Here is a 24,276-nt window from a genome sequence, read left to right on the forward strand (position 1 = left end):
TGTACCTGCTGAAAAACAGCTGTAACGGCGTGAGAGACATCGGTCCTGAACCGTTCTGAAGATTCCTCAACTGCCCCTGACGGGCGTCTCCGGCGTCAGTTCATACGTCTTTTCCGTGCCATTGGCGGCCACCCGGACGGATTGCGCCATCGGGGAGGAAAGGCGGAACTGCGTTACCCTGCCGTCCTTCCAGTCCATGTCCACGGTAATGTTGCCGCGGGCTTTCAGTCCGCGCACGCTCCCGTTTTTCCAGGCTTCCGGCAGGGCCGGCAGAAGATGCAGGCGGCCGGTGCGGGACTGGAGCAGCATTTCAGCAAAACCGGCCACGATGCCCATGGTCCCGTCCACCTGCATGGGCGGATGCGTGGTGAACAGGCTGTCCATCATGCTGTGGCGCATCATGCCCCGAATCATCTCATAAGCCTTTTCCCCGTCCAGAAAACGCGCCCAGAGGCTGGCGCGCCACGCCCAGGTCCAGGAACGGCGGGAATCCCCCGTGGTTCCGCGCGCCAGCAGGGATTTGCGGGCGGCTTCCGCCCATTCCGGCGTCTTTTCCGGGTTGATCCGGCTGCCGGGATAAACGGCAAACAGGTGGGAGGTGTGCCGGTGGCGCGGGTCCCAGGAGCCGCCCGGCTTGCGGGCGATCATCCATTCCAGCAGCAGGCCGTCCTCCCCCACCCTGGGACCGGCCAGAAGGTCTCTCTTGGCGGTCAGTTCCTTTCTCCAGGCGGCGTCCACGCCCAGGGTTTCCGCGGCCTGTACGGTATCATTGAACAATTCCCACACGATCTGCTGGTCATGCGCGCAGCCGTCCTCCCTGGGGCCGTGTTCCGGGGACCAGCCCATCGGAGCCACCAGCGTTCCTTCCTTCACGTCCTTCAACTTCCGGGAGATTATTTCCGGCGTCACCTTCCTGTCCTCCGTCCGGAAATTGCTTCCTCCCGCGTGCAGGGGCTTGAGCTGGCTTTCCCAGAAACGGCAGATTTCCTTCATCATCGGGTAAGCCGTCGTTTTCAGATACTCCCTGTCCATCGTGAACAGGTAGCGTTCCCACAGATGCAGGGCATACCACGCGGAAGCGGGCTTGTTCCATTTAAATCCCTGGCCCCCGTAAATGTTCTGGGCCGTCCTGGACGTCCAGCCCGGAGCGGGCTTGCCGCCAGCCGTCCTGAACTCTTTCTCCTCCCGGGTGATTTTACGCGCGGCGGGCGCCATTTCCCGGATGTAATCCACCAGCGGGTCATAACATTCCGCCAGGTTGGAGGGGAGCACTCCCCAGTAGCACATCTGGATGTTGATATTATTGTGGTAGTCGGAATCCCACGGCGGAATCAGGCTGTAATTCCACAGGCCCTGGAGGTTGGCGGGCAGATTCCCCGGCTGGGAGGAGGAAAGGATGACGTAGCGGCCGAAGTTGAACACCAGTTCCTCCAGATCGGGATCACGGGCGTCCCTTCCGGCGTCCACCGCCTGCCTGTACCTCTTCAGCCTCTCGTTGACGGGGAGTTCCGCCGTGGCGTCCTCCGTCTCTCCCAGGTCCAGGGAAACGCGGTGGTAAAGCTTGCCGTAGGCGCCCCGGTGGGCGGCTTTCAGCTGCTCCGGAGCCGCCTTGAGCGCACGGGCCAGAACGGCTTCATTCCTCTTGCGGGGCGGCTCCCCCTTCCAGTTCCGGGAAGCGTCCAGCACGTAATCCGTAGCCAGAGAAACCAGCACGCGGCAGGAATCAGCCTGCCGGACGGTGATGGAGCCGCCGTCAGCCGTGACACTTCCACCCCTGGGAAGAACGGCAATGCGTGCCTCATAGGTCAATCCGTTTTTCAGGGAACCCTGCATCAGAATCATTCCCCTGCCCCCTCCGGCCGTGGCCGTAATCCTGTCCTGAGGATGCAAGGTCGCCAGGCGGAAGGAGGCTTCCACGGAACGGGGCCTGTCCCCCTGCACCGTAATGGAAACCACCTGGTGCGGAACGCTGGCGAAATACTCCCTCCGGTAACGGACTCCCCCGGAGTTGTAGGACACGGAGGCCAGCGCCTCCGCCACATCCAGCGTCCTTTTATAATCCTGCACGTTCTCTGCTGCCGGATACGTGATTTCCAGCGTGCCGAACGGCTGGTAGGATCCGAATTTGACGGAATCCGGCCCCTTGTCCTTGACTTCCGCACTGCAAAAACCTCCGGACCACATGCTGATTTCCGTCAGCTCCAGGCGGTCCTTTTCCACGCCTCCGTAAATGAGCGCTCCTATTCTTCCGTTGCCGATCGGCGTGGCGTCCTTCGCCCAGGAGTTGTCCCCGGTTCCCTTCTGGGGCCGCGTCTCCTTCCATTCCGCCGGACGGCTGAACCGGATCAGGGAGGATTTCCAGGCCGTTGATTCCTCCGCCGCGCGCAGGACGTCCCCGTGGAACAGAACACCAAGAAGGAGAAAGAAGAACGGACGCATTACGGAAAGATACTACCATATATCCGGAGCCTTTTCAAAGCCATTCTTTCCGCCGGAAAGGACGCTTCCGGATGACGCCAAAAGCCGCAATTCCATGAAATTTTTCCTCACTGCGGAACCGTATGTAGGCTTGAGGAACGCCCCATGCGCACGCATCTTCCACTATTTTCCCCCGGAGTGGAACGCCGTTCCCCAAACCAGCACATACTGCCCCGCCATGCTTTCCTACTGCACCAACATCCATCCCGCCGAATCCTGGGCGGAAACCCGGGAAGCCCTCCAGACCCACGTTCCCCGCATCCGGCAGGAACTGGCCGCACTGAATTCCCCCCTGAAGGACCGCCCCCTGGGCATCGGCCTGCGCCTGTCCGCCAGGGCGGCAGCGGAACTGCTGGAAACGCCGCACGCCGTGGAAGCCTTGAAATCATGGCTGGACGAACACGACGCGCGCGTGGAAACCCTCAACGGCTTTCCCTACGGGAACTTTCACGGCCAGCGGGTGAAGGAACACGTTTTCCAGCCGGACTGGACCACGCCGGAACGTTTTGAATACACCTGCAACCTCTTCCGCATCCTGGCCCGCATCGGGGATGAAAACGCAGACAGGCTGACCGTCAGCACGCTCCCCGCCTCCCACAGCTGGTTCCATGCGGAGGAGGAGCGCATGTTCTCCCGTCTGGACGCCATGAGCGGATTCCTGGACGTGCTGAGCAGGCAGACCGGACGCCTGATGCAGCTTGGGCTGGAGCCGGAGCCTTTCGGCCATTTCCACGATACGGAGGGCGCCATCCGCTTTTTCAACGGCCTGCGCAACCACTCCCGCCGCCCCGAACTCGTTGAACGCCATCTGGGACTGACGTATGACACCTGCCACTTCGCCATCCTGCGGGAGGAATCGGCAGACACCCTCTCCGCCTGGGAGGAAAACAACATCTCCCTCTGCAAGGTGCAGTTCTCCAACGCCCTGGAATGCCGCATACGCGGGGAGGAAGACCTGGAACTCCTCCGCCAGTTTGACGACGGCGTTTATTTCCACCAGACAAGCATTCTCCACCGGGGCAGAACCATGCTTTTCCCGGACCTGCCGAACGCCCTGGCCTACGGGCGGGATTACGCGGAGGAAACGCGGGATTCCCAATGGCGCATTCATTACCACATTCCCCTGTACGCCTCCCCGGAACCGCCCCTGCGGGGCACGGAGGATTTCATCCTGAAAACGCACGCCTTCCTCCGCAGCCATCCGGGCCTGAACCCGCACCTGGAGGTGGAAACCTATACGTGGAGCGTCCTGCCGGACCATCTGAAAATTCCCCTGGCCGCCCAGATTGCCCGTGAACTGCATTACGTTGAAACCCTGTAAGAGATGACCCGCATTCACAAACACGCCGCCCTGACCGCCGGATTCCTGCTGCTGGCCTCCGGCCTCTCCTCCTGCACCCTCCTTCCCGCTTCCTCCTCCGGCAGCCCGGATACGCCGCGGAGCCTGGGCGCGCGCATGGAAAAGCATACGGAAGTCCTGCAAAAAGACATCGGGCCCAGAAACGCCCGGCAGCCCAAATCCATGGAAGCCGCCGCCAAATACATCGCCGGAAGCTTCTCGGACATGGGTTATGCCGTCACCTTGCAGCCCGTTTCCGGAGGGGATGCGAAAAAGGGGACCGCCATCTACAACGTCTTGGTTTACAAGCCCGGACTGTATTCCAACAACCAGAGCATCGTGGTGGGGGCCAATTACGATTCCAGCGAACGGTTCAACAACGGAAGCGGAGCGGCCCTGCTGCTGGAAACGGCCAGGGGCCTCAAGGACATTCCCACCAACCACAACATTTACTTCGTCGCGTATGCAAACGGAGCGGAACCCGCATCCGCCTCCTCAGGAGCCTCCGTCCACGCCAAAACCCTGAGCGGCAGCATCGGCGCGGCCAACATCCTGGGCATGATCAACCTGGAACCGCAGGAACTGGCCGCCGCTGCGGAGCAGAAACAGCCGGAACCGGAATCCCCGCAGGAAGCCGTGCTGTTCATGACCACGCTCCGCGGCAAGGAATTCGCGGGCCAGTGCGCCACTCCCTTCACCAAATCCTGGGAGCAGGCTCCCCCCACCTTCCACCGGGAGCCCTCCGCCATTGCGGGCAATGACCGCCATTACGCGGCGCTGGGCATCCCCACGGTCTCATGCCTGTGCAAGTACGCCATTACGGATTCCCATACGGAGGACTATGTGCACGCCCTGACGGACATGATTCACCAGGTGGCGGACAATGACGTGCCCAAACCGGAGAAAAACGCCGCGGCGGACCAGAAAAAACCCTGACGCCTCTTTCTCCCCCTCTTCTTTTACCGGGACAGCTTTCTTCTTCCGTGGCCGCCGCCCAGCATCAGCACGGGCATGAAGGAGAGCGCCACCAGCGCAATGACCATCGGCATCCAGTTGTCGGAATACCGCTGCATCAGGAAGGAGGTCAGGGAAGGCCCGGCCAGCGTGCCAATGGAGTAGCTCAGCAGCAGAAGCTGGTTCATGGTCACCAGCTCATCCCGTGAGGCCTCTTCACACCCCCAGGCCATGGCGACGGGGTACAGGGAGAAACCCGCCAGCCCCAGCGCGATCAGGGAGGGGGCCATCAGGCCGCCTTTCAGCACCAGTCCGGCACAGGCGGCCACCACCAGCAGGGACTGGCATTTCATGACGAAGGCGCGCCCGTACTTGTCCGCCAGCCGTCCCATGGGCCACTGGCCCAGAATGGCCGCGGCAATCAGCAGGGCCATCCAGTACCCCACGGAGGAGTGGTTCATGCCCTGGTGTTTCAGGAACAGGGGCATCAGGCAATAAATCGTTCCCAGCACCACGCCGGAAATAACGCACCCCACCACGCCCAGGAATACGCTGCGGCGTTTCAGCAGCGTCCGAACCTCCACATGGGTGGAAGACAGGGCGCCCGCGGAATCAGACTCCAGGCGGGCAAACAGCAGGGGAATCATGCCCACTGCGGACAGAACGCATACCTCCGTCACCACCAAGGACATGTCACTGGGGAACCAGCCCAGGAGGAGCTGGCCCAGCACCGTTCCCAGATAATAAACCACCAGGTAGGATGCCAGAAGAATGCCGCGGGTTTTCAGCGTTCCGGCCCTCAGCAGGGCGCTTTCCACCACCACCCAGACCAGGGCGCAGCTTATCCCCGTCAGCAGCCGGAGGCCGCTCCAGGCCAGCGCGCCGGGAAACACAAGCAGCAGCAGGGTGGACGCCGCGCATAAAACGCACGCGTACTGGTAGCTACCCTTGAACCCGGCCTTGCGGATCACCCCGCCGGCCATCAGCGTGCCCGCCAGGTTCCCCAGAAAGAAAAAAGCCCCCACCAGCCCGGCCTCCCAGGTGGCGGCGTCAGACTGTTCCATCCACAGCGGAACCACCGTATTCAGAACGGCAAACGCCACCGTCTGAAAAAGAAGCCCCGCCAGCAGCAGGGCAATAGGCCAGGTAAATGTACGCATCACGATAAAGCGGGGACTATAGCACCAAAGCCGCATCAGTCAACCGCCTCTTCCGCCGGAAATAAAAACAGGGAAAGCATTCCCGCAGAACAAGACATAAATTATTGATAATAAACTATCAATAAACCATTAAAAAAATATAGTGGACTGTCATATCCCCCGGCGCAGGGAGGCGGGCAGAATCTTCATCTGCTCCCGGTACTTCGCCACCGTGCGGCGGGCGATGTTCACCCCCTGCTCCTGCAGCGCGGCGGCCAGCCTGGCGTCACTGAGGGGTTTGGAAGAATCTTCCTCTGCAATCAACCGCCGCATCAGCTCCTGAACGGCGCCGGACGCCACGGCCTCCGCGCCCGCTCCGTCCGGGGAAGCGCCCCCCTCAGCCGGAACGCCCGCGCTGAAAAAGGCCCTCAGCTCCTTCATTCCCCACTTGCACAACAGGTACTTGTCCCGGCACGCACGGGAAACCGTGGAGACATGCACGCCCATTTCCTCCGCCACCTCCTCCATGCCCATGGCCTTCAGCCGGGACGGGCCGAACCTGAAAAAATCCTTCTGCCGCCGCACAATGGCGCGGGCCAGGCGCAGCACGGTCTCCTGCCTCATGTCCAGGGCGCGCAGCAGCTCCTGCCCTTCCCGGAAGGCCTTGCGGAGGTACTGCCGGAGCTCCCGGCTGCCGGAGCTCTCCGCCATCAGCTCCATGTACCGTTCATTCATGGACAGGCGCGGCAGGTACTCGGAAGTGAGGACTACATCCAGAACCCCGGAAGGCCCTTCCTCCACGACGACGTCAGGAAGCAGATGGGGATTGCCGCCGGGAGCATAGGCGCAGCCGGGATCCGGCGTCAGGCTGCGGATCACTTCCAGAGCCTCCGCCACGGCTTCCGGCTCCACGTCCAGCAAGCGCGCGGCCTCCTCATACTTGTGCGCCGCCAGCTCCCGCCAGCAGCGTTTGACCAGGCGGAAGGCAAGCGAACGCTTCAGGCCGCGCTGCTCAAGCTGAATCAGCAGGGAATCCCTCAAATCCACCGCCCCCACGCCGGGAGGGTCCATCCCCCTCAGTACGGCCAGGGCCTCCTGCATATCCCGCATACTGAAGCACTCCCGTTCCTCCAGCTCCTCCGGGGACTCCGTCAGGAAGCCACGGTCGTCCAGGGCGTCAATCAGCAGGAACAGGGCGTCCCGGGCGCGCCCGGTCAGCGCGGAATGCTGTGCTTGGTCCATCAAATGGGTTTTCAGGGACTCCGGAGCCACCACGGACTCATACATGAAATCGCGGCGTGCGGCGGCCTCCGCGGATGGGCGGCCTTCCGGCGTAAACTCGTTCCAGCCGTCCTCCCGCTCATTCCAGGCGTCTCCGTCCGGACCGTCCTCCAGAGCTTCCGGAGAAGCGTCCGGCAATTCCTCAAGCATGGGATTGGTCTCCAGCGCGTGGCGGAGAAGCTGCTTCAATTCCAGAGCGGAGGCCTGGAGAATCTGCATCCCGGCCTGCATGGACTGGGAGGCGGCCATCTGGCGCGCCATTCCATGCTGCAGGGATACCTCACTCATACCGTCACAAGCTACACCACCCCCCGGAATCTGGCAAGGGGGAACGCCCCGGCGCAAGAGCTGCCAGCGCACAGCAGAAGCGGAAAAAGACCACAACTTTCATGTAACGTTTAAAAAAAACATACGTATACTATGAAAGTAAATGAAAACCTTGCATGCAATTGCGTTCTCCCTCCTGGCCTCCCTCTCCATGGCGACGGCGGCCGACCTGCCGTCCCCCCTGCTCCCGTTGCCGCGGGAACAGCCCCAATGGTGGAGGCAGCAGTATGAACAGCAGGTGGAACAGGTAAAAAACAACTCCTGCGGCGTCCTTTTCCTGGGAGACTCCATCACGGACTACTGGAAAAGAGAAGGAAAGCAAGTATGGGAAAAGGCGTTCAAACCCTACCATCCCTGCAACTTCGGCATTTCCGGGGACCAGACCACCAACCTGATCTACCGCATCACGGACTCCGGCATTCCGGCCCAGACGGAACCCAAACTCTGCATCGTCATGATCGGCACCAACAACACCGGCCATTTCAAGGGAGGAGAAGCTCCGGAAAAAACGGCCATGGGCATTCTGGGAGCCGTTCAGCACCTGCTGGTCAGGTTCCCGGACACCCACGTTCTGCTGCTGGGCATTTTCCCGCGCGGCACGGGGCCGCAGGACAAGCTGCGCCAGCACAATGACAAAATCAATGCCGTCCTGGCCCAGTGCAAACTGCCCCGCACCACCTACGCCAACATCAACAAGCGCTTTCTGGACCCCTCAGGAAAGCTCCTGCCCGGCATCAGCAGGGACAACCTGCACTTTACGGAAAAGGGTTATGCCATCTGGGCAAACGCCGTGCTGCCCTACATGAAAAAATACTGCAAGTAATCCTCTCCTTTCTTCTTCACCGCATGACGGACGGAAGAAATGTCCCTCTTCCAGCATTCAGTTTATGGAGCCGTAGCGCCGGGAATATCATTGGGGGAAATTTACGGCTCCTGCAGAAACATTTTCAGGCCTTTATGCTTGAGAATTTCACTCCTCAGGATTAAATTACTTCGCTTAATACCCTTTGAAAATGAAATTTATTCTCGTTAGTGTAGCTATCTTCAACGTATTATGTGTATGTTCCGGACTTAGAGAACTGTGTTTTGATGAATGGTTCCATAGCACATTTTCTATTATATTTTCATCTATTGCTGCATTACTTTTTACCGTCTCATTCATTTTCTTAAGCAAGAAAATATGCAAGTAATCTAAAATATTGACGTTGAGTAAATTAATGAATAAAAAAAATTTTTATCTATCAAGGGGAAATTCTAAAAACAGAGAACACCACGAATTTTCCCATTCTCATTATCTTCTTCATGACAATCGCTATTCCGTTGAATTACTGCACCTGGGCGTAAAAGAAACCGCCAACGCCAAATTAACTGATCCCCCGATCACGCAAAGGCTGTTATTCAGCAGTTTTTGCATTTGAAAAGGTAATATTGCATAGGCGAATCTCCTGACGAAAAACGGAAAAGTCTCTCTACAACAGACTTCCATGCATTTGGGCAGTCCCTCATGGGGAACGTGCCGATTCTTCTCTCTCCCATGCACCCGGAACCCGGAAAAAACCGCGGGGAACAAAAAAATTGCTTTTTCCCGGGGATGTCCTAGAGTGCCTCTCCGCAATGAGCATGCCGCTTGCCGACTTGTTATTCCTGGCTTTCGCCCTGTCCGTAGACGCCTTTGTCGTGGCGTTCACCTACGGCTTGCTCATTAAGCAAAAACGTCTGGTCAACGGCATCAAGCTTTCCGTGTCCACCGGGGCGGGACAATTCCTGATGCCCGTGCTGGGTTTCCTGCTTACGGGTTCCGTCCACCAGTACATTGCCGCCTGGGACCACTGGCTGGGCTTTGCCGTGTTCACCTTTCTGGGAATCAACGTCATCAGGGAAGGCTGGAACCACCGTGATGAAGAGGAGCACATGCCCCATGTCACCAGCCTGACGCTGCCCACCCTCCTGGCCGTGGGGATTGCCACCAGCATAGACGCCCTGGTGGCGGGCGTCAGCATCTACCTCTCCTCCGCCCAGTGCGGCGCATCCCCCACCCTCCACGCCGTACTTTTCCCCGCCGCCGTCATCGGCTTCACCACCTTCCTGTGCACGGCGGCAGGCTTCTTCCTGACCCGGCGGCTGCACCGCTTCCCCACCTTCCACCTGGAAGCGGGGGCCGGGCTCATCCTCATTGGCCTGGGCGTGAAAATGCTCTGTGACCATTTATGCTGAAAGATGCCCCGCGGCGGATGATAAAAATACTGTTCCGGCGCCGTAGTAAGTCGGAAAACAAACTGGCTCCGGCCCCTTTTTTCCGCTATCCTTAAACAAGCTTTTCCACATGAATATTTCACACCTTCTTCTCTGCACCGCCCTGCTCGCCGCGCCCGTCTGCATGGCGCAGGATCTGACGGAACCTGAAACGGAAGCGCCGTCTGCCGCCAGCCAGCTGCCGACCTCCCTGGCGCAGAAAATAGCCGCGGGCGACTTTGCCGGGCTGCAAACGGAACTTCGCTCCTCCCTCCTGAAGGCTGGGGAACAAACCAAATCGGGGCAAAAACTGCTTCAGGACAAGCAATACCGCCACCTGCTGGACATTCACGAACTCCTGCGCGTCACGGGACCGGACAACGTGAAGGCCGTTTTCTCCAAAAGCCCGCAGGACGCGGCTTTCATCAAGGCCTTTTTACAGGACCCGGCATGGATGGAACTCTACCTGGGCGCGGGCCTGATTCCGGAAAACTCCCCGGAGGGCCTTCAAATCCTTTCCGACATCTGGAAGGCGGACGGTAAAAACGCGGACTTCCGGGACTACCAGTCCCTCGCCACGGGGCTGGCCTCCGTCTTCTCCACAGGCCCCATGGCGGGAAAGCTGAAAACCAACTCCGCCAACAGCAACCCGGTGCGCCGTTACCAGATCTTCAAGAAGCTGCATCAGGAAAACAAGCTGCATCCCGGCTTCATCAAGCTGCGCCCGTGGGAAATGCGCTTCGTCGTGGGCCATACGTGGGACGACAAATCCTACGAATGGAGCAATGAGCACGTCAACCTCCCCTGGCGGCGCTATACGGACGCCTGCTGGGCCGCCCCCTATACGGGCAACAACTTCTTCGGAGACACCATCCAGGGGCCCCTCTTCTACGTGCCGTGGCGCGACGTCAACACCTCCGCGGAAAACACGCAGGTCATCGGCGGCGTGTGCGGCGGCCTCTCCTACTTCGGCACCATGGCTGCCCAGGCCCACGGCATCCCGGCCTACCCGGTGGGGCAGCCCGGCCACTGCGCCTATGCGGTGCGCGTGAAGCGCGGTGAATGGAAAGGCGGCTTCGGCGGACCGGACGGAGGCATGCACAACCACATCTTCGGCGGACAGGCCCCCACCTCCTACCTGCTGATGGAAAACGTCTTTGCGGACAACGCCAAGGCGGACCAAGCCTACCTGTGGGCCGCGCAGGCCCGCCTGGACGAAGCAGCCGGCAACAAGGACAAGGCCATCCAGGCCTGGGGGGAAGCGCTCAAGCAAACCCCGCTGCACCCGTTCTTCCGCACGGAGCTTCAGCGCCTGCTGATGGAAAAGGAAGGCATGCAGCCCATCGACTGGTACGTGTACGCCAAAGACGCCCTCTCCCACTACAAGGGGAACGGCTTTGCCGCGTTCGACATCCTGAAAGACGTGCAGAACAAGTTCCTGATGGACATCCCGTCCCAGGACCGGATCGCCTGGTTCCGGGACCTGCATGAAACCATCGCCACCACCCCCACCTCCTGGGCGGTGAAATTCCAGCCCGTGCTGGATTCCCAGTCCGCCTTCCTGACCAATCCGCAGGAAAAGGCGGCCTATCTGGAAACGGTCCTCTCCATGCACCTGAAAACGGGAGACGGCACCAACTTCGGCCAGGCGCTGGAATGGGCCGTTAAAACCTTTGTGGAAAACGGACAGGCGGACGTCTTCTCCAACGCCTTCGCCAAGGTAGCCCAGCAGACGGGGGAAGCCGGAGCCTCCGGAAAAGCCCCCGATCCCAAGAAGCTGAAGGAAGCCTACGGCAAAGCCATCTACGCCACGGAAATGGCCCGCTCCATCCCGGCCTTCCAGACCCTGAGCAAAGCGGCCGCCTCCTTCTCTGACGCCGATACGTCTGCCAACACGGTCAATGCAGCCATCCCCCAGGGCTGGAAGCTGGTGCCCGCGGACGGCATGGTCCGGTGCTCCACCACCTGCCAGTGGGACAGCCCGTGGGACCACATCAACCTGCTGCGCCCCTGCGGCGGCTCCCAGCATACGGACAAGGAAGCGAACCCCAACGTCATTGTGGAACTGAAAAACGGCGTGGACCTGGCCGGGCTGGTGGTCACCAAGCGCAACGGCAATGAAGACCGCATGAAGAAGATGGAGGTCTCCACCTCCACGGACGGAGCCACCTGGTTCCCCCTGGCCGCCACGGAAAACATGCCCAAGGAATGGGTCATCACCGCTCCGGAAGGAACCAAGGCCAAGTGGATCAAGGTGGAAGCCAAGAACGCCCAGCCGGAATTCATGCACCTGCGCCACATCCTCGTTTACGAAAAATAACCCCTGCACCCTTTTCCATTAACGCCATGTTTCATCATCTCAACATCGTTCCCGGCCTGCTGGCCGCAGCCCTCCTCCTGTCCGCGCCCGTCCAGGCGGCCCTTCCGGCCTACAGCGCCGTGAAGGACGAGGCCAAAACCGTCAACAAATACATGATCGTCGTGTGGGCCGGCACGGACTGGTCCCCCAAATCGCGCGAAGTCACCCGCGCCGTGGAGCACCTGGCCAAGGACTCCCCGGAACCCGTCCTCTGGTGCATCCAGGATGAACGGGAGGAAATGACGGAAGAGGAAAAGAAGCTGCCCAAGCCTCCCGGTGAAATCTGGAATATCCCGGCCATCCAGGTGGTTTCCCCCGCCGGCGGCATGGTCTTCCTGTCCGAAGGCGTTTCCAAGGAAACGCTGCCCGCCGTCATGAAGCAGGCGCTGGAAGCCGTGAAGCAGCAGGAGAAGGCCAATGCCCTGTGGGAAAAGGCGGACGCCTCTTCCGGCGCGAACGCGGCCCTTCTCTACGGGGAAGGCCTCCAGCAGCTTCCCCCGTACGCGGCCTCCGCCAGGAAGGACATTCTGGAAAAAATCAAGAAGGCGGACCCGGAAGACACCAGGGGCATGCACTTCAAATACACCTTCAAGCACCTGCCCTACATTGAAAAGGTGCAGCGGATGGTGGAAGACTCCGGCAAAAACGGCGGCCAGAAAGACTACAAGGCCGCCCATGCCTATGTGGACAAGCAGCTCAAAATCCCCGGCCTGACTCCCCTGCAAAAACAGCAGGTCATGGCGGCCAGGTTCTGGCTCTACCGCAGCGAGGGGAAAAAGGACCAGGCGTTGAAAACTCTGGCGGACATCGCCAAAATCTCCCCCAAGACCCTGATGGGAACAGGCGCGCAGAACTACTACCGCTTCCTGACGGAACCCGTCACCCTCAAGGAGCCGCGCTTCACGGGCTATGACCTGCGCCCGGAATTTACGCCCACCCGCGTCAACATCGGCAGCATGCTCAACGGCCCCGGCAACTACAAGATCACCTTCAAGATGAACAGCGGCGGCTGCAACATTCGCAATCCCCGCTTCATGAGGGGCAGCCGCGTGGTCAGCGAACTGCCCAAGGACCAGCAAGACAAAAACGGGCGCGAATTCACCCTGCGCCTCTCCGGTTCCGAAAAACCGGACCTGGTCTTCGACTGCCAGGGCCAGGGCTGGTTTGACGCGGACTGCGACATCATCGTAACCAAGGAACCCTGATTCCTTCCGGAAAGCGGAGGCGCACAAGCCTTCTCCCTATCAAAACCTTCAAAAAGGCAGGATGTTCCCGCGGGAATTCCTGCCTTCCCCTTTTTCCCGGAAAAAGTGATTGCCCGCTCCCATGCAGGAGCTGGCGCAAGCGTTTCCTTCCTTCTTTGTCGACGAATGGAGCCGCATTCCCGGAAAAATCAAAACGAATTGAGAGGCGGCCCGTGCATCTGCCGGCATGCTGGCGCCGTCAGCTTGGACAAGGGAAGCGCCCTGTTCAGCCCTTTTTCCCGCCTTCCTCCGCCAGCTTGCGGCGGTATTCCATGCGCTCCTTGATGCGCAGTTCCAGCCCGTTTCCGGTGGGGGTGTAGTAAACGCGGCCTTCCGGCAGGTAGGCCTGGGGGACGTAATGTTCCGGGTAATCATGGGAATACAGGTATTCCAGCCTGGCGGCGTCCGCACCGCCGGCGGCGGCCAGCTTCTTGCGCGTGGGCGTCCGGAGGTGCTCCGGCACGGCCAGCGTTTTTCCGTTGCGCACGTCATCCATGGCGGCATTGATGCCCATGTAGGCGGAATTGCTCTTGGGGGCCGTAGCCAGGTAAACGGTGGCGTGCGCCAGCGGGATGCGCGCCTCCGGCATGCCGATCATTTCCGCCGCGCGCGCCGCGTCCAGCGCCACGCGCAGGGCGTTGGAGTCTGCCAGCCCCACGTCTTCCGACGCGGCGATGACAAGCCTTCTCCCGATGAAGCGGATGTCCTCCCCGGCTTCCAGCATCATCCCCAGCCAGTACAGGGCGGCGTCAGGATCAGAGCCGCGCATGGACTTGATGAAGGCGGAAATCGTGTCGTAATGGGAATCTCCCAGGCGGTCGTACTTGATGGCCTTGCGCTGGATGGATTCCTCCGCTACGGAGAGGTTCACATGGATAACGCCGTCTTCCCCGGCAGGGGTGGACAGAACGGCCACTTCCAGCGCCGTGATGGCCTTCCGGGCGTCTCCGTCCGCCTTGGCGGCCAGGTGGTTCAGGGCTTCCTCCTCCATGTCCACGCGGGAGGCTCCCAGCCCGCGCTCCGCGTCCGCCAGGGCACGCTTCAGCAGGGCGGCCAGCTCTTCCTCCGGCACGGGTTCCAGCGGGAAAACCTGGGAGCGGGACAGCAGGGGGGAGTTGATCGCAAAGTAGGGGTTCTCCGTCGTCGCGCCGATGAACCTGACCGTTCCCTTTTCCAGATGGGGGAGCAGGACGTCCTGCTGCGCCTTGTTGAATCGGTGCAGCTCATCCACGAAGAGGACGGTTTTCCGCCCGTGCATGCTCATCCTCATCTGCGCCTGGGCGATTTTCTCCCGGATGTCCGCCACGTTGGATTCCACCCCGTTGAGCATCATGAAATGGGCGTTCGTCGTCCGGGCGATGACGGCGGCCAGGGTGGTCTTCCCGCAGCCGGGAGGACCGTAAAAAATCAGGGAGGTGAACCTGTCCGTTTCAATCGCGCGCCTGAGCAGCTTTCCCGGCGCCAGCAGGTGCCTCTGTCCCGCCACTTCATCCAGAGTGCGCGGACGCATGCGCGCGGCCAGGGGCATGGCGGACATATCCGCTCCAGGCTCGAAGCCTTCTCTCGCGTCCGCTTCCTGTAAACTGAACAGATCCATTGGAGGTATTTTACCCGCTGGGAAGACCGGAGAAAAGGCCAATCCCCGGAATCCGGCAAGTTTCACGGAGGGAACGCCGTCCCCTCCCCGCAGAAAGAGGAGGAAAAAGAGAGGAGAAGAAATTACCCGCCCCGCCAAACGGCCATCAGCCAGGGGAGCCCGCGGCAACCGGACTCACGCCGCAGAATGCCCCTTCCCCGCGGCGTCCAGTGGAACGGTCAAGCACCGCTTCAACCGGACACGGACCAGCAGGACAGCATCAGAACCATGCAGACAGGGGCAAGAATACTGAACAGAAGCCCCGTCACCGCCAGCATCCTGCGGTTCACCTCCCAGTAACGGAGGGAGGCGATCAGCATCCAGATGGGAAGCACAATCATGTGGATGAGCGCCAGAAGCCCCCAGCCTGCCAGCGCCAGCACGAAAAGCCAGGGTTCCGAGCCGTCCGCATCATTGCTCGGCATGAACAAGCCGAAGATACGGTACACGAATAAAAAGGAGACGAATGCGGCAAAAGGTATCCATCCCCAGCGGGCTTCCTCCTTCCGGCGGGCCATGACCAGTTCAAGATAGGGATCATTAAACGCAGCTAGATGATTGGCAGAAGTACTTCTGAAGGGATGCATATCGTTTTTGGTCTCTATTATTAACCCTTCCTCCTGTCAATGATATTCAATCCCGGCGACCGCCCTTCCTGTAAGAAATCTTTTTCTCTAACAAATACGAAATATCAACTTCCGCCAATCATCTTATTGTAGCTGCAAAGTATTGCCTCATTCCGGGAAACCTGCTTGATGATGAATGAATTTTCATTCCTATCGGAATGCTGCGCTTCTGCCATTCCCGTTATGGCAAAATGTCTTTTTGAATGATTCAGATGATAGCATCGGCGGAATTTGTCATACATGAGCCATTCCGGCATGAAAAAAGACTGTCTCCGCCGCAGGAGCGGAGACAGTCCCTGAATGATGATGAACCCGGAGGTTCCGGAAAGTTACTTGCCCAGGATGCCCTTGAAATATTCCAGCGTAGTCGCCAGGCCTTCCGGCAGGGTGTGTTTGGGCTGCCATCCGGCGCTCCGGAGCTTGTCCGCACAGGCGCGGGAATGCTTCACGTCGCCGGCGCGTTCCGGGGCATGGAGCACCTTGGAGGAGGAACCCGCGGCCTTGATGATGTTGTCCGCCAGTTCTTCAATGGTGATCTGGCCGCCGTACCCGGCATTGAACACGCCGGTGACTTCCGGATGCTCCGCCACGAAGGTGAGGGCCCCCACAATGTCCTTCACGTAAATGAAGTCGCGCGTCTGGGTGCCGTCGCCGTACACGGTGATGTCTTCTCCCTTGACGGCTTTTTCAATGAAAATGGGCACGGCGGCGGCATAGGCCCCCTTGGGGTCCTGCCGGGGGCCGAAGACATTGAAGAAGCGCACGGCGGCCGTGTTGACCTTGCCTTCCGCCCGGAACATGTTGAGGTAGTATTCCCCGTCCAGCTTGGTGATGGCATAGGGGCTCTTGGGTTCCGGGTACATGGTTTCCAGCTTGGGCACGGTGGGGTTGTCACCATAGATGGCGGCGGAAGACGCCAGCACGATTTTCTTGACCCCGGCGGCGGAAGCTTCCTCCAGCACGTTCAGAAGGCCGTTGACGTTGATGTCAATGCATTCTCCGATCTTGCTCATGGATTCCGGCACGGAGACGAGCGCGGCCATGTGGAAGATGTAGTCCACTCCCTGCACCGCCTGGCGCACCAGTTCGCGGTCGCAGATGGAGCCTTCAATGAAGGTGTGCCTGAGCCCGTCCAGGTTCTTGAGGTAGCCCGTGCGCAGGTTGTCCAGCACGCGGATTTCCTCCGCCTTGTCCTGATAGTGTTCCACAATGTGGGAACCGATGAATCCGGCGCCGCCGGTTACGAGAATCTTCATATGTTTTTCCGATGTTGGTAGGTATTGGTTAGTAGCGGTCCACAACGGCCTTCATTTCATCCATCTGCGCCTCGATGGATTCCACCAGGGCCATCTGCGTGCGGCAGCGGTCCAGGTTGTGTTCCGGGCGGTGGATCTTGAAGTACACGTCTCCGGACAGGTAGTCCGTCAGGAAGCGGATGCCGCATTCCATCGTGAGCAGCTTGCCGGAGAACGGCAGCAGGCTCTTTTCCAGAGGCGTCAGGAAGCTCTTGGCGGAGCTCAGGTAACCCTGCACCAGCGCCTCAAACATGAACATGCGCATCGTGACCTTGGAGGTGTCCTTTTCATCTTCTGCGGCGGGGGACGTAGCCGTGCGGATCATGTCCCCGAAGTCGTAAATGGCGGAACCGGGCATCGTGGTGTCCAGGTCGATCACGCAGATGCCTTCCCCGGTCACGTCGTCCAGCATCACGTTGTTCAGCTTGGTGTCGTTGTGCGTGCAGCGCAGGGGCAGTTCGCCGGATTTCAGGTAGTCCACCACCAGATGGCAGTCCGCTTCACGGGCCAGGTACCAGTCTATTTCCTTCTGCACTTCCTTCACGCGGCCCAGGGGGTCGGACTGGATGGCCTTTTTCAGGGCCTCCAGGCGGGAAGTGGTGTTGTGGAAATCGGGGATGGTTTCAAACAGGGGTTCTCCGGGCAGGTCCGCCGTGAGTTTCTGGAACTCGCCGAAGGCGCGCGCCGCTTCCTGGCACTGCCTGGTAGTTTCAATCTGGTCATAGGTGCGTGCGCGTTCAATGAACGGGTACACGCGCCAGCAGTTGCCGTCCGCATCCAGGGCGTACGGCTTGCCGTCCACGGAGGGAACCAGCGTGAGGGTGCGGCGGTAGGCTTCCGGGCAGTCCTCCTCCTTCAGGCGCTTCAGGGCGTGGTCCGTCACGCGCTTCACGTTTTCCATCAGGGGGATGGGCTGCTTGAACACGTTATGGTTCACGCGCTGGAGGATGTAGCGGATGCGCTGGCCCGCCTGGTCCACCCAGATGCAGTAGGTGTCGTTGATGTGGCCGCTGCCGTAGGAGTAACCGTGGACGAAGTCGCCCCGGAGATCGAACAGGGATGATACAGCCTTGAGATCGTGCATGGGAAAAGAGGCTTAGTTGAGCTTTTCAGGGTATACGCCCTGCTTGATGAGTTTGTTGATGCCCTCCACGACCATGGGTTTGTCCCCGGGATAGGTCATGCCGAACCAGGTGGAGGAGGTGGGAAGAACGGCGCAGTCCGCGCGGTCTTCATGAATCAGGGCGTCCACCACGGTGGGAATAAAGCATTCGCTCTTGGGCTCCTGGCCGTGTTCCTTCAGGAAGTCAATGAAACGGTCTTCCGTCAGATCGATGAAGGAGGGGGAGAAGAGCCAGAAATTCATGGAAACCAGTTCGCCGGGGTCCACAGGCAGGCGTTCGCCCTTCAGGTTGTTGCCGCGCACCACGCCGTCTTCATCAGCCTGGATTTTCACGAATTCCTCCACCCCGTCCAGCAGGCCTTCCTTGATGGAGCAGATGCCGCGGTTCACGTCCCCGTTGTCGGAGAGGGTGTTCTTCAGCGGATAGCCGATCATGCCGTAATGGGCCTTTCCGGGTTCATCCGTAGTGGAGGTCAGGAACTTGGCGGCCTGCACAAAGGCGTCCGCGCCGTAAAAGTCATCCGCGTTCACCACGGCAAAGGGTTCCTTTACCACGTGGCGGGCGGCGCGCAGGGCATGGGCGGTGCCCCAGGGCTTTTCACGGCCTTCCGGCACGGAAAAGCCTTCAGGCAGGTCGTCCAGGGACTGGAAGGCGTAATCCACCTCAATCTTGCCGGCAAAGCGGCTGCCGACCTTTTCCTTGAAAATATCTTCAAAGTCACGGCGGATAATGAATACCACTTTTCCAAAACCGGCCCGGATGGCATCATAAACAGAATAGTCGAGAACGACTTCACCATTGGGACCCATCGGGTCAAGTTGCTTGAGACCGCCGTAACGGCTACCCATACCAGCTGCTAAAACAAGAAGTGTAGGCTTCATAATACGCGGGCCATTATGACCAAGCCTCCCCGTTTGGCAACTGGAAAATGCCGGAAAACCGGAGAAATCCGCCCGTTAAAAAACGTAAGAGCACCAAAGGCCCAGCACCACTTTTTTGAAATCGTCCCGCCCGTAGCCGCAATACCACCCCAGGAAAGGCTCCAACCGCAGACTGCCGGAAACGGCCCACCGCGCGCCCGTGCGCACCATCAGTTCCTTCAAGCCGTTTCTCCCCAGGTAATCATGGGAAAACCCCAGGGAAACCGTATTCACCATGGCGACGGATTCACACAGCAGGGGCTGCCAGGTAACGCCCCACTGGGAGTACATCCCCTCCTGCCCGGAATCATACAGGAAAGAGCCGCTGAACGACCAGGACGGCATGGGGTTCCACTTGAGGGACAGGCCGGGCTCCGTTCCTGTTTTCAGGGGGCAGGAATCATACCACTGCCCGTTGACAAACAGTCCGGCCGTACACTCGTCCGCCAGGTAATACTGAAGTTCCCCGTGCAGGGTGGTCTGGCTGAAATTGCGCCCCTGCCAGTTGCGGATGGCGAAGAATTCCCCGCTGACCGCCCAGGAGTCCGACAGGGAGGCCCCGCCGGAAATCTGGCCTTCCACGGAATTGGGCCCCATCTTTTCCCCGCGGTGGATGTAGTCCGAACGGTAGCCGCCCAGCAATTCCCCCCCCATGCGGATGGGGGAACGGCCGTCCACCTCCGTCAGGGGCGGGGGTCCGTCATACCCCCGTACGGCCTGCACGGCGCAGCACAGGATGATGGGAAACAGCCTCATGAAGGCCTTTTAACACAATCCCCTGCACCGCACCAACGCCAAAACGGTGCATGCACATTCTCCGGGCTTGGCAAAAGGGGAATCTGCCCTTACCCTCTCGCGCATGATTCATTTCACCCTGTTCGGGATACCTGTTTACATCCGCCCCAGCTTCTGGGTGGTGCTGGCCATCTTCGGCGGCGCTCTCAGCATCAACAGTGTGGAAGGCCTCATTTATCCGGCCCTGTTCGTCATTGCCGGCTTCGTCGCCATCCTGTCCCATGAAATGGGGCACGCTCTGGTGGGCCGCAGGCTGGGCGGGGGCCAGCAGACGATCGTTCTGGAACTCTTCGGCGGCCTGACGAGCAGCCACGGCATGCAATTGACGCGCGGAGGAAGGGCCCTCATGATTCTGGCGGGCCCCATGATGACCCTGCTGCTGGGCATCATCAGCCTGTGGATTACCTGGAACATCGTCGCCCCGGTCATGACCGCGCACAACCTGACCTTCTGGGACCTGGCCATCAGCCCCTTCACGGCGGCGGCCATCTCCCCCCAGCTTTACATCCTCTCCTGCCTCATCATGATCGGGGAATGGTGGACAATCCTGAACCTGCTGCCCATCTACCCCCTGGACGGCGGCCAGCTGATCGCCCAGTTCATCCGCTCCCCCAAAAAAGTGTTCATGACCGGATTCATCACGTCCATCATTATCGGGCTGCTCAGCTTCCAGCTCTTCCACGGCTACTTCATTCCCATATTCATGGCCCTCTTCGCCTACAGCAATTACCGGGAATACAGAAACGCCCCCTTTTAATATTCCGAGCTTCCTTTGCGGGCCGCGCCCGCTCCATTCAACATACCATCCAATATGTCTCAACAAACTGCAATCACCCCCACCCGCGCCCAGGACTTTCCCGAGTGGTACCAGCAAGTCATCAAGGCCGCTGACATGGCGGAGAATTCCGAGGTGCGCGGCTGCATGGTCATCAAGCCGTGGGGCTACGCCATCTGGGAACTCATCCAGAAGGACCTGGACCAGCGCTTCAAGGACACCGGCCACACAAACGCCTATTTCCCCCTCCTGATTCCGATTTCCTATCTGGAGAAGGAAGCGGAGCACGCCGAAGGCTTCGCCACGGAATGCGCCGTGGTCACGCACCACAGGCTGGAAGCGCAGAAGGATGAAGCCACCGGAAAGACCCGCATGATTCCTACCGGGGAGCTCACGGAACCCTTCGTCATCCGCCCCACCTCGGAAACCGTTATCGGCGCGGCCTTCGCCCGCTGGACATCCAGCTACCGCGACCTGCCCCTCAAGGTGAACCAGTGGTGCAACGTGATGCGCTGGGAAATGAGGCCCCGCATCTTCCTGCGCACGGCTGAATTCCTGTGGCAGGAAGGCCACACGGCCCATGAAACCCGTGAGGAGGCCATTGAGGAAACCCTCACCATGCACAAGGTTTACGAGGACTTCCAGCGGGATGTGCTCGCCATTCCCACCATCCCCGGGGAAAAAACGGAGGCGGAACGCTTCCCCGGCGCGGAACAGACCTACACGGTGGAAGCCATGGTGCAGGACCGCAAGGCCATCCAGGCCGGAACCTCCCACTTCCTGGGACAGAACTTCTCCAAATCCCAGAACATCTGCTTTGCCGGGAGGGACAATACCCAGCAGTTCGCCTGGACCAGCTCCTGGGGTGTCTCCACCCGCATGATCGGGGCGCTCATCATGATGCACTCCGACGACGACGGCCTGGTCTGCCCGCCCCGCGTGGCTCCCCAGCAGGTCGTCATCATCCCCGTTACGCCCAAGGAAGAAAGCCGCCAGGCCATTCTGGACCACTGCGAGGAACTGGCACGCACCCTCCGCGCCAAGAATTTCCATGGCCAGCCGCTCCGCGTGCTGGTGGACAGGCGCGACCTGGGCGGCGGCGCCAAGAAATGGGAATGGGTGAAGAAGGGAGTGCCCGTGCGCCTGGAAATCGGCCCCCGGGACCTGGAAAAAGGCTCCGTCTGCCTCCAGCGGCGCGTCCAGCCCGTCAATGAAAAATCCTTTGTCCCGGAAACGGAACTGGTTGATACCGTTACGGACATTCTCCAGAACATCCAGGATACCCTGCTTCAACGGGCCATCGCCTTCCGGGATGCCCACATCCGCCCCGCCTCCACCCTGCGGGAGCTGGAAGAAAACTTCTCCGGAGAAGGAGACGCCGATTGGCTCCAGGTGCCGTGGGACGGCTCTCCGGAAGAGGAAGAGGAACTCGCCAAGCGCCTGCGCATCTCCATCCGCTGCATCCCGCTCGGCGAACTGGGCCGCGGGGAACCCGCCCCCTGCATCCTCACCGGCCGCATGACGGAACGCCGCGTCCTCTGGGCCAGAAGCTATTGATCTCCTCCATTGGCTCCCTTTCTTCACGGGACTGTTCCAAGGCAAGGAAAACGCGCCTTCCGGAACAGTCCCGTTTTTTATGGCAACAGGGAGCCCTTCATGATTTTCCGTATTCTTGCCGTAAAAACCGCTTCATTTCGGACACCGACGCCATTCCGCCGTTATAAGGGATAAATACATGCTCTTCCGGTTAAGACCACCCCGAGATGCCGACCACAGTCATCCTCTGGAGGATTGCGTCTCCTGATGGCGGGACAGAAGGGACAACCTGCTGGCCTTCGCCCGGTTGAAAGCGTGGACTCGGAAGACCTGCTGGCGGAAAACGTCAAGCGGCTCGTCCGCGCCGTGGCGGAAAACCGCCTGGCCCCGGAGCCGGATGAATTCACCCCGTACGCCTTTACCGTCATCCGTACGCCCCAGGCCCAGCAACTGCTGAAACCTACGGAACCACACTGCAAACGATCGGTTAACGAAGATACGGCGCTCAAGAATACCATCTGCCGCGGCAATACGGAGCAGGTTAATTTTATCTGGAACAGAGAGCCAACGTCAATGCCGTACATAGGGGAACGATTTCCATGCTGGCCCACGCCAGGAACCGCCATGACGCCGCCAAGGAAAACTGTTGCTGGAACATGGAACCAAAACGGCCGCGGAATTGAAAGAGCAACAAAACGCCGCCTTCCCCGAAGTCAAACCGGAACAACCGGAAAAAGCAGCCTGGCACCTTCCCGTCCTCCCCGCTCCTTCCACAGAACCATCAGTCCTCTTTAAAAGGTACGGCAGCATGGCCCTATTCCGGTGAACATGAATTTTTCTCTAAAAAAATCTTGCCAAATCCGGATAACCCTATATATTTTCTGCCACACGGATGCCGCAAGGCTCCGGTCATCCAAAGCGGATGTAGCTCAGGGGTAGAGCGCAACCTTGCCAAGGTTGATGTCGTGGGTTCGAATCCCATCATCCGCTCCATTTTTTGCCTTCGGGTTTATTGTAAACCCCTCATTTTACAAGGCCTCCCTTGGTAGCAGATTGTGTGATATTCAGTCCTATTACATGGTTTTGTTATGCACTGTGCTATACATCGACTTTCCGGTGCATAGCAGATTCAAAACCGCTAACACCACAACATTATGGCTGGAATTATCAAAAGAAAAGACACATGGTACGCCTGCTTCCGAGTTGGAGACAAACTCAAGGTTCGTACCACCGGCATCAAGATCACTCCCTTGGTTACTCCAGGCAAATTGAAGAACGCCGCCATGAAAGAAGCTGAACTTCAGGCGCGCATCATCGCAGAAGAGCTGGAGAAGGAAGCAAAAGGGGCACTTCTAAATGCCGATGTTATCGTTTCACTCGCCGGGAACAAGGCCAAGTCCGTCCTGCGAAACAAAAAATACATGCCCAGCGACAAGGATTATCCGCATCAATGGCTGGCAACCCGCCCCAACTGACGTGCCAATCTTCGTTACGGGAAGGCTATCCGGTGTTTTCTCGACTTTCTGGGACCCAAACAGGAAATGCCCCTGGACACGGTGACGGAGGCCCAGGCGCAAAGGTTCATGGAAAAATATTTGGAATTGCTGAGTTCCAAGACGGTAAGCATTTACCTATACGGTTTGAATGCAGCCTTTCAACAGGCAGTCAACGAACGGCTCTTTCCGTACAATCCTTTCAAGGGGGTGCGTCCCAGCAAGATCAACCGTGCCGATGCTACCGAAAGGCGCGCTTTCACAGTCGAGGAAGCTCAACGATTGACCGAAATCCTGCCGGGAGAATGGCCCGACATGATACGCGTCTGCCTTTATACGGAAGGCCAGCGTTTGGACAACATCGCTACCCTCCAATGGAAGCAAATTGACATGGAAGGTGGAAGCATTTTGATGACGGCCCAAAAAACCAAAAGGCACATGAACAAGCCCATCATCTTGCCTTTGAAGGAAGTTCTGGACAGACGGCTTGCAACCGTGCGAGCGATTACGTATTTCCGGTAGCGGCAATGCGTCACGCGCAGGCGGATCATACGTCGAGCAAACTTTCCATCGAATTCAACGCTCTGCTGAAGAAATTCGGATACATTGAAAAGAATCCTCCAGCAGCGAAAGGAAACAGGCGGAGACTTGCCCCTCTGAGTTTCCACAGTCTGCGCGCAACGGCAGTTACTGTTCTGCGTCTGGCGAATGTTCCTGCGGACT

Annotated in this window: 19 protein-coding genes and 1 tRNA gene; 11 read left to right on the forward strand and 9 right to left on the reverse strand. The window is 59.4% G+C overall.

Annotated elements, in window-relative coordinates; genetic code table 11:
* Positions 1–66: 66 nt before the first annotated feature.
* On the reverse strand, positions 67–2,439 hold the full coding sequence (locus QSJ36_RS08970) for a glycoside hydrolase family 95 protein (protein WP_285468359.1): 2,373 nt from the start codon (positions 2,437–2,439) through the stop codon (positions 67–69).
* A gap of 94 nt (positions 2,440–2,533) precedes the next feature.
* On the opposite strand from QSJ36_RS08970, the gene eboE reads away from it, so the two are divergent.
* Together eboE and QSJ36_RS08980 are read left to right on the forward strand one after the other, a co-directional pair.
* Entirely contained in the window at positions 2,534–3,799 is a 1,266-nt protein-coding gene (eboE, locus tag QSJ36_RS08975) for a metabolite traffic protein EboE (RefSeq protein WP_285468360.1), read from the forward strand.
* Between the two features lie 3 nt (positions 3,800–3,802).
* Entirely contained in the window at positions 3,803–4,753 is a 951-nt protein-coding gene (locus QSJ36_RS08980) for a hypothetical protein (protein WP_022397072.1), read from the forward strand.
* Positions 4,754–4,776: 23 nt separating this feature from the next.
* Here QSJ36_RS08980 and QSJ36_RS08985 read toward each other — a convergent pair whose 3' ends face one another.
* Together QSJ36_RS08985 and rpoN are read right to left on the reverse strand one after the other, a co-directional pair.
* Positions 4,777–5,931, reverse strand: coding sequence for an MFS transporter (locus QSJ36_RS08985; protein ID WP_102726718.1), 1,155 nt, complete (start codon positions 5,929–5,931; stop codon positions 4,777–4,779).
* Positions 5,932–6,081: 150 nt separating this feature from the next.
* Positions 6,082–7,479: an RNA polymerase factor sigma-54 gene (gene rpoN, locus QSJ36_RS08990; protein ID WP_285468362.1), complete on the reverse strand. Its 1,398-nt coding sequence runs from the start codon at positions 7,477–7,479 to the stop codon at positions 6,082–6,084.
* A 142-nt stretch (positions 7,480–7,621) separates the two neighbouring features.
* Here rpoN and QSJ36_RS08995 point away from each other — a divergent pair, with 142 nt between their 5' ends.
* From QSJ36_RS08995 to QSJ36_RS09010, 4 genes are all read left to right on the forward strand, one after another.
* Positions 7,622–8,341 (forward strand): GDSL-type esterase/lipase family protein, encoded by a 720-nt coding sequence (locus tag QSJ36_RS08995; protein WP_285468364.1) that lies wholly within the window; start codon positions 7,622–7,624, stop codon positions 8,339–8,341.
* A gap of 791 nt (positions 8,342–9,132) precedes the next feature.
* The gene (locus QSJ36_RS09000) at positions 9,133–9,732 is read left to right on the forward strand and encodes a manganese efflux pump (protein ID WP_102731414.1); all 600 of its coding nucleotides are present in this window, start codon (positions 9,133–9,135) and stop codon (positions 9,730–9,732) included.
* Between the two features lie 109 nt (positions 9,733–9,841).
* Complete coding sequence (locus QSJ36_RS09005) at positions 9,842–12,070, forward strand: discoidin domain-containing protein (protein WP_285468367.1); 2,229 nt, start codon at positions 9,842–9,844, stop codon at positions 12,068–12,070.
* 26 nt (positions 12,071–12,096) lie between these two features.
* On the forward strand, positions 12,097–13,314 hold the full coding sequence (locus QSJ36_RS09010; protein WP_022397066.1) for a hypothetical protein: 1,218 nt from the start codon (positions 12,097–12,099) through the stop codon (positions 13,312–13,314).
* Between the two features lie 265 nt (positions 13,315–13,579).
* Here the strand turns inward: QSJ36_RS09010 and QSJ36_RS09015 are convergent, their stop codons facing one another.
* The 6 genes from QSJ36_RS09015 to QSJ36_RS09040 all read right to left on the reverse strand — a co-directional run bounded on the left by QSJ36_RS09015 (position 13,580) and on the right by QSJ36_RS09040 (position 19,710).
* On the reverse strand, positions 13,580–14,890 hold the full coding sequence (locus tag QSJ36_RS09015; protein ID WP_345783936.1) for a replication-associated recombination protein A: 1,311 nt from the start codon (positions 14,888–14,890) through the stop codon (positions 13,580–13,582).
* Positions 14,891–15,180: 290 nt separating this feature from the next.
* On the reverse strand, positions 15,181–15,507 hold the full coding sequence (locus QSJ36_RS09020) for a hypothetical protein (protein ID WP_102726724.1): 327 nt from the start codon (positions 15,505–15,507) through the stop codon (positions 15,181–15,183).
* A gap of 437 nt (positions 15,508–15,944) precedes the next feature.
* Complete coding sequence (locus tag QSJ36_RS09025) at positions 15,945–16,871, reverse strand: NAD-dependent epimerase/dehydratase family protein (protein WP_102726726.1); 927 nt, start codon at positions 16,869–16,871, stop codon at positions 15,945–15,947.
* Positions 16,872–16,899: 28 nt separating this feature from the next.
* Positions 16,900–17,994 carry an aminoglycoside phosphotransferase family protein gene (locus QSJ36_RS09030; RefSeq protein ID WP_102726727.1) on the reverse strand — a complete coding sequence of 365 codons (1,095 nt, stop codon included), beginning with the start codon at positions 17,992–17,994 and terminating at the stop codon, positions 16,900–16,902.
* Positions 17,995–18,006: 12 nt separating this feature from the next.
* Positions 18,007–18,915 (reverse strand): sugar phosphate nucleotidyltransferase, encoded by a 909-nt coding sequence (locus QSJ36_RS09035; RefSeq protein ID WP_285468372.1) that lies wholly within the window; start codon positions 18,913–18,915, stop codon positions 18,007–18,009.
* Between the two features lie 75 nt (positions 18,916–18,990).
* Positions 18,991–19,710 (reverse strand): hypothetical protein, encoded by a 720-nt coding sequence (locus QSJ36_RS09040; RefSeq protein ID WP_102721398.1) that lies wholly within the window; start codon positions 19,708–19,710, stop codon positions 18,991–18,993.
* A 103-nt stretch (positions 19,711–19,813) separates the two neighbouring features.
* Between QSJ36_RS09040 and QSJ36_RS09045 the strand changes: the two genes are divergently transcribed.
* From QSJ36_RS09045 to QSJ36_RS09065, 5 genes are all read left to right on the forward strand, one after another.
* The gene (locus QSJ36_RS09045; protein WP_102721397.1) at positions 19,814–20,506 is read left to right on the forward strand and encodes a site-2 protease family protein; all 693 of its coding nucleotides are present in this window, start codon (positions 19,814–19,816) and stop codon (positions 20,504–20,506) included.
* A gap of 54 nt (positions 20,507–20,560) precedes the next feature.
* A complete protein-coding gene (gene proS / locus QSJ36_RS09050) occupies positions 20,561–22,081 on the forward strand; it encodes a proline--tRNA ligase (protein ID WP_285468373.1) in 1,521 nt (506 codons plus the stop codon).
* A gap of 897 nt (positions 22,082–22,978) precedes the next feature.
* Positions 22,979–23,053 (forward strand) — tRNA-Gly (locus tag QSJ36_RS09055).
* 161 nt (positions 23,054–23,214) lie between these two features.
* A complete protein-coding gene (locus tag QSJ36_RS09060) occupies positions 23,215–23,535 on the forward strand; it encodes a hypothetical protein (RefSeq protein WP_285468374.1) in 321 nt (106 codons plus the stop codon).
* 27 nt (positions 23,536–23,562) lie between these two features.
* Entirely contained in the window at positions 23,563–24,075 is a 513-nt protein-coding gene (locus tag QSJ36_RS09065) for a phage integrase SAM-like domain-containing protein (RefSeq protein WP_345783937.1), read from the forward strand.
* Positions 24,076–24,276 lie beyond the last annotated feature (201 nt).

The organism is Akkermansia sp. NBRC 115031 (genome assembly GCF_030268505.1).
GTDB classification, from domain to species: domain Bacteria; phylum Verrucomicrobiota; class Verrucomicrobiia; order Verrucomicrobiales; family Akkermansiaceae; genus Akkermansia; species Akkermansia massiliensis.

Coding starts and splice junctions, on each gene's coding strand:
- QSJ36_RS08970 (WP_285468359.1), bottom strand. CDS start 2,439: ATGCGTCCGTTCTTCTTTCTCCTTCTTGGTGTTCTGTTCCACGGGGAC.
- QSJ36_RS09060 (WP_285468374.1), top strand. CDS start 23,215: ATGGCTGGAATTATCAAAAGAAAAGACACATGGTACGCCTGCTTCCGA.
- QSJ36_RS09005 (WP_285468367.1), top strand. CDS start 9,842: ATGAATATTTCACACCTTCTTCTCTGCACCGCCCTGCTCGCCGCGCCC.
- proS (WP_285468373.1), top strand. CDS start 20,561: ATGTCTCAACAAACTGCAATCACCCCCACCCGCGCCCAGGACTTTCCC.
- QSJ36_RS09015 (WP_345783936.1), bottom strand. CDS start 14,890: ATGTCCGCCATGCCCCTGGCCGCGCGCATGCGTCCGCGCACTCTGGAT.
- rpoN (WP_285468362.1), bottom strand. CDS start 7,479: ATGAGTGAGGTATCCCTGCAGCATGGAATGGCGCGCCAGATGGCCGCC.
- QSJ36_RS09020 (WP_102726724.1), bottom strand. CDS start 15,507: ATGGCCCGCCGGAAGGAGGAAGCCCGCTGGGGATGGATACCTTTTGCC.
- QSJ36_RS08980 (WP_022397072.1), top strand. CDS start 3,803: ATGACCCGCATTCACAAACACGCCGCCCTGACCGCCGGATTCCTGCTG.
- QSJ36_RS09010 (WP_022397066.1), top strand. CDS start 12,097: ATGTTTCATCATCTCAACATCGTTCCCGGCCTGCTGGCCGCAGCCCTC.
- QSJ36_RS09025 (WP_102726726.1), bottom strand. CDS start 16,871: ATGAAGATTCTCGTAACCGGCGGCGCCGGATTCATCGGTTCCCACATT.
- QSJ36_RS08985 (WP_102726718.1), bottom strand. CDS start 5,931: ATGCGTACATTTACCTGGCCTATTGCCCTGCTGCTGGCGGGGCTTCTT.
- QSJ36_RS09035 (WP_285468372.1), bottom strand. CDS start 18,915: ATGAAGCCTACACTTCTTGTTTTAGCAGCTGGTATGGGTAGCCGTTAC.
- QSJ36_RS09040 (WP_102721398.1), bottom strand. CDS start 19,710: ATGAGGCTGTTTCCCATCATCCTGTGCTGCGCCGTGCAGGCCGTACGG.
- QSJ36_RS09030 (WP_102726727.1), bottom strand. CDS start 17,994: ATGCACGATCTCAAGGCTGTATCATCCCTGTTCGATCTCCGGGGCGAC.
- eboE (WP_285468360.1), top strand. CDS start 2,534: ATGAAATTTTTCCTCACTGCGGAACCGTATGTAGGCTTGAGGAACGCC.
- QSJ36_RS08995 (WP_285468364.1), top strand. CDS start 7,622: ATGAAAACCTTGCATGCAATTGCGTTCTCCCTCCTGGCCTCCCTCTCC.
- QSJ36_RS09045 (WP_102721397.1), top strand. CDS start 19,814: ATGATTCATTTCACCCTGTTCGGGATACCTGTTTACATCCGCCCCAGC.
- QSJ36_RS09000 (WP_102731414.1), top strand. CDS start 9,133: ATGAGCATGCCGCTTGCCGACTTGTTATTCCTGGCTTTCGCCCTGTCC.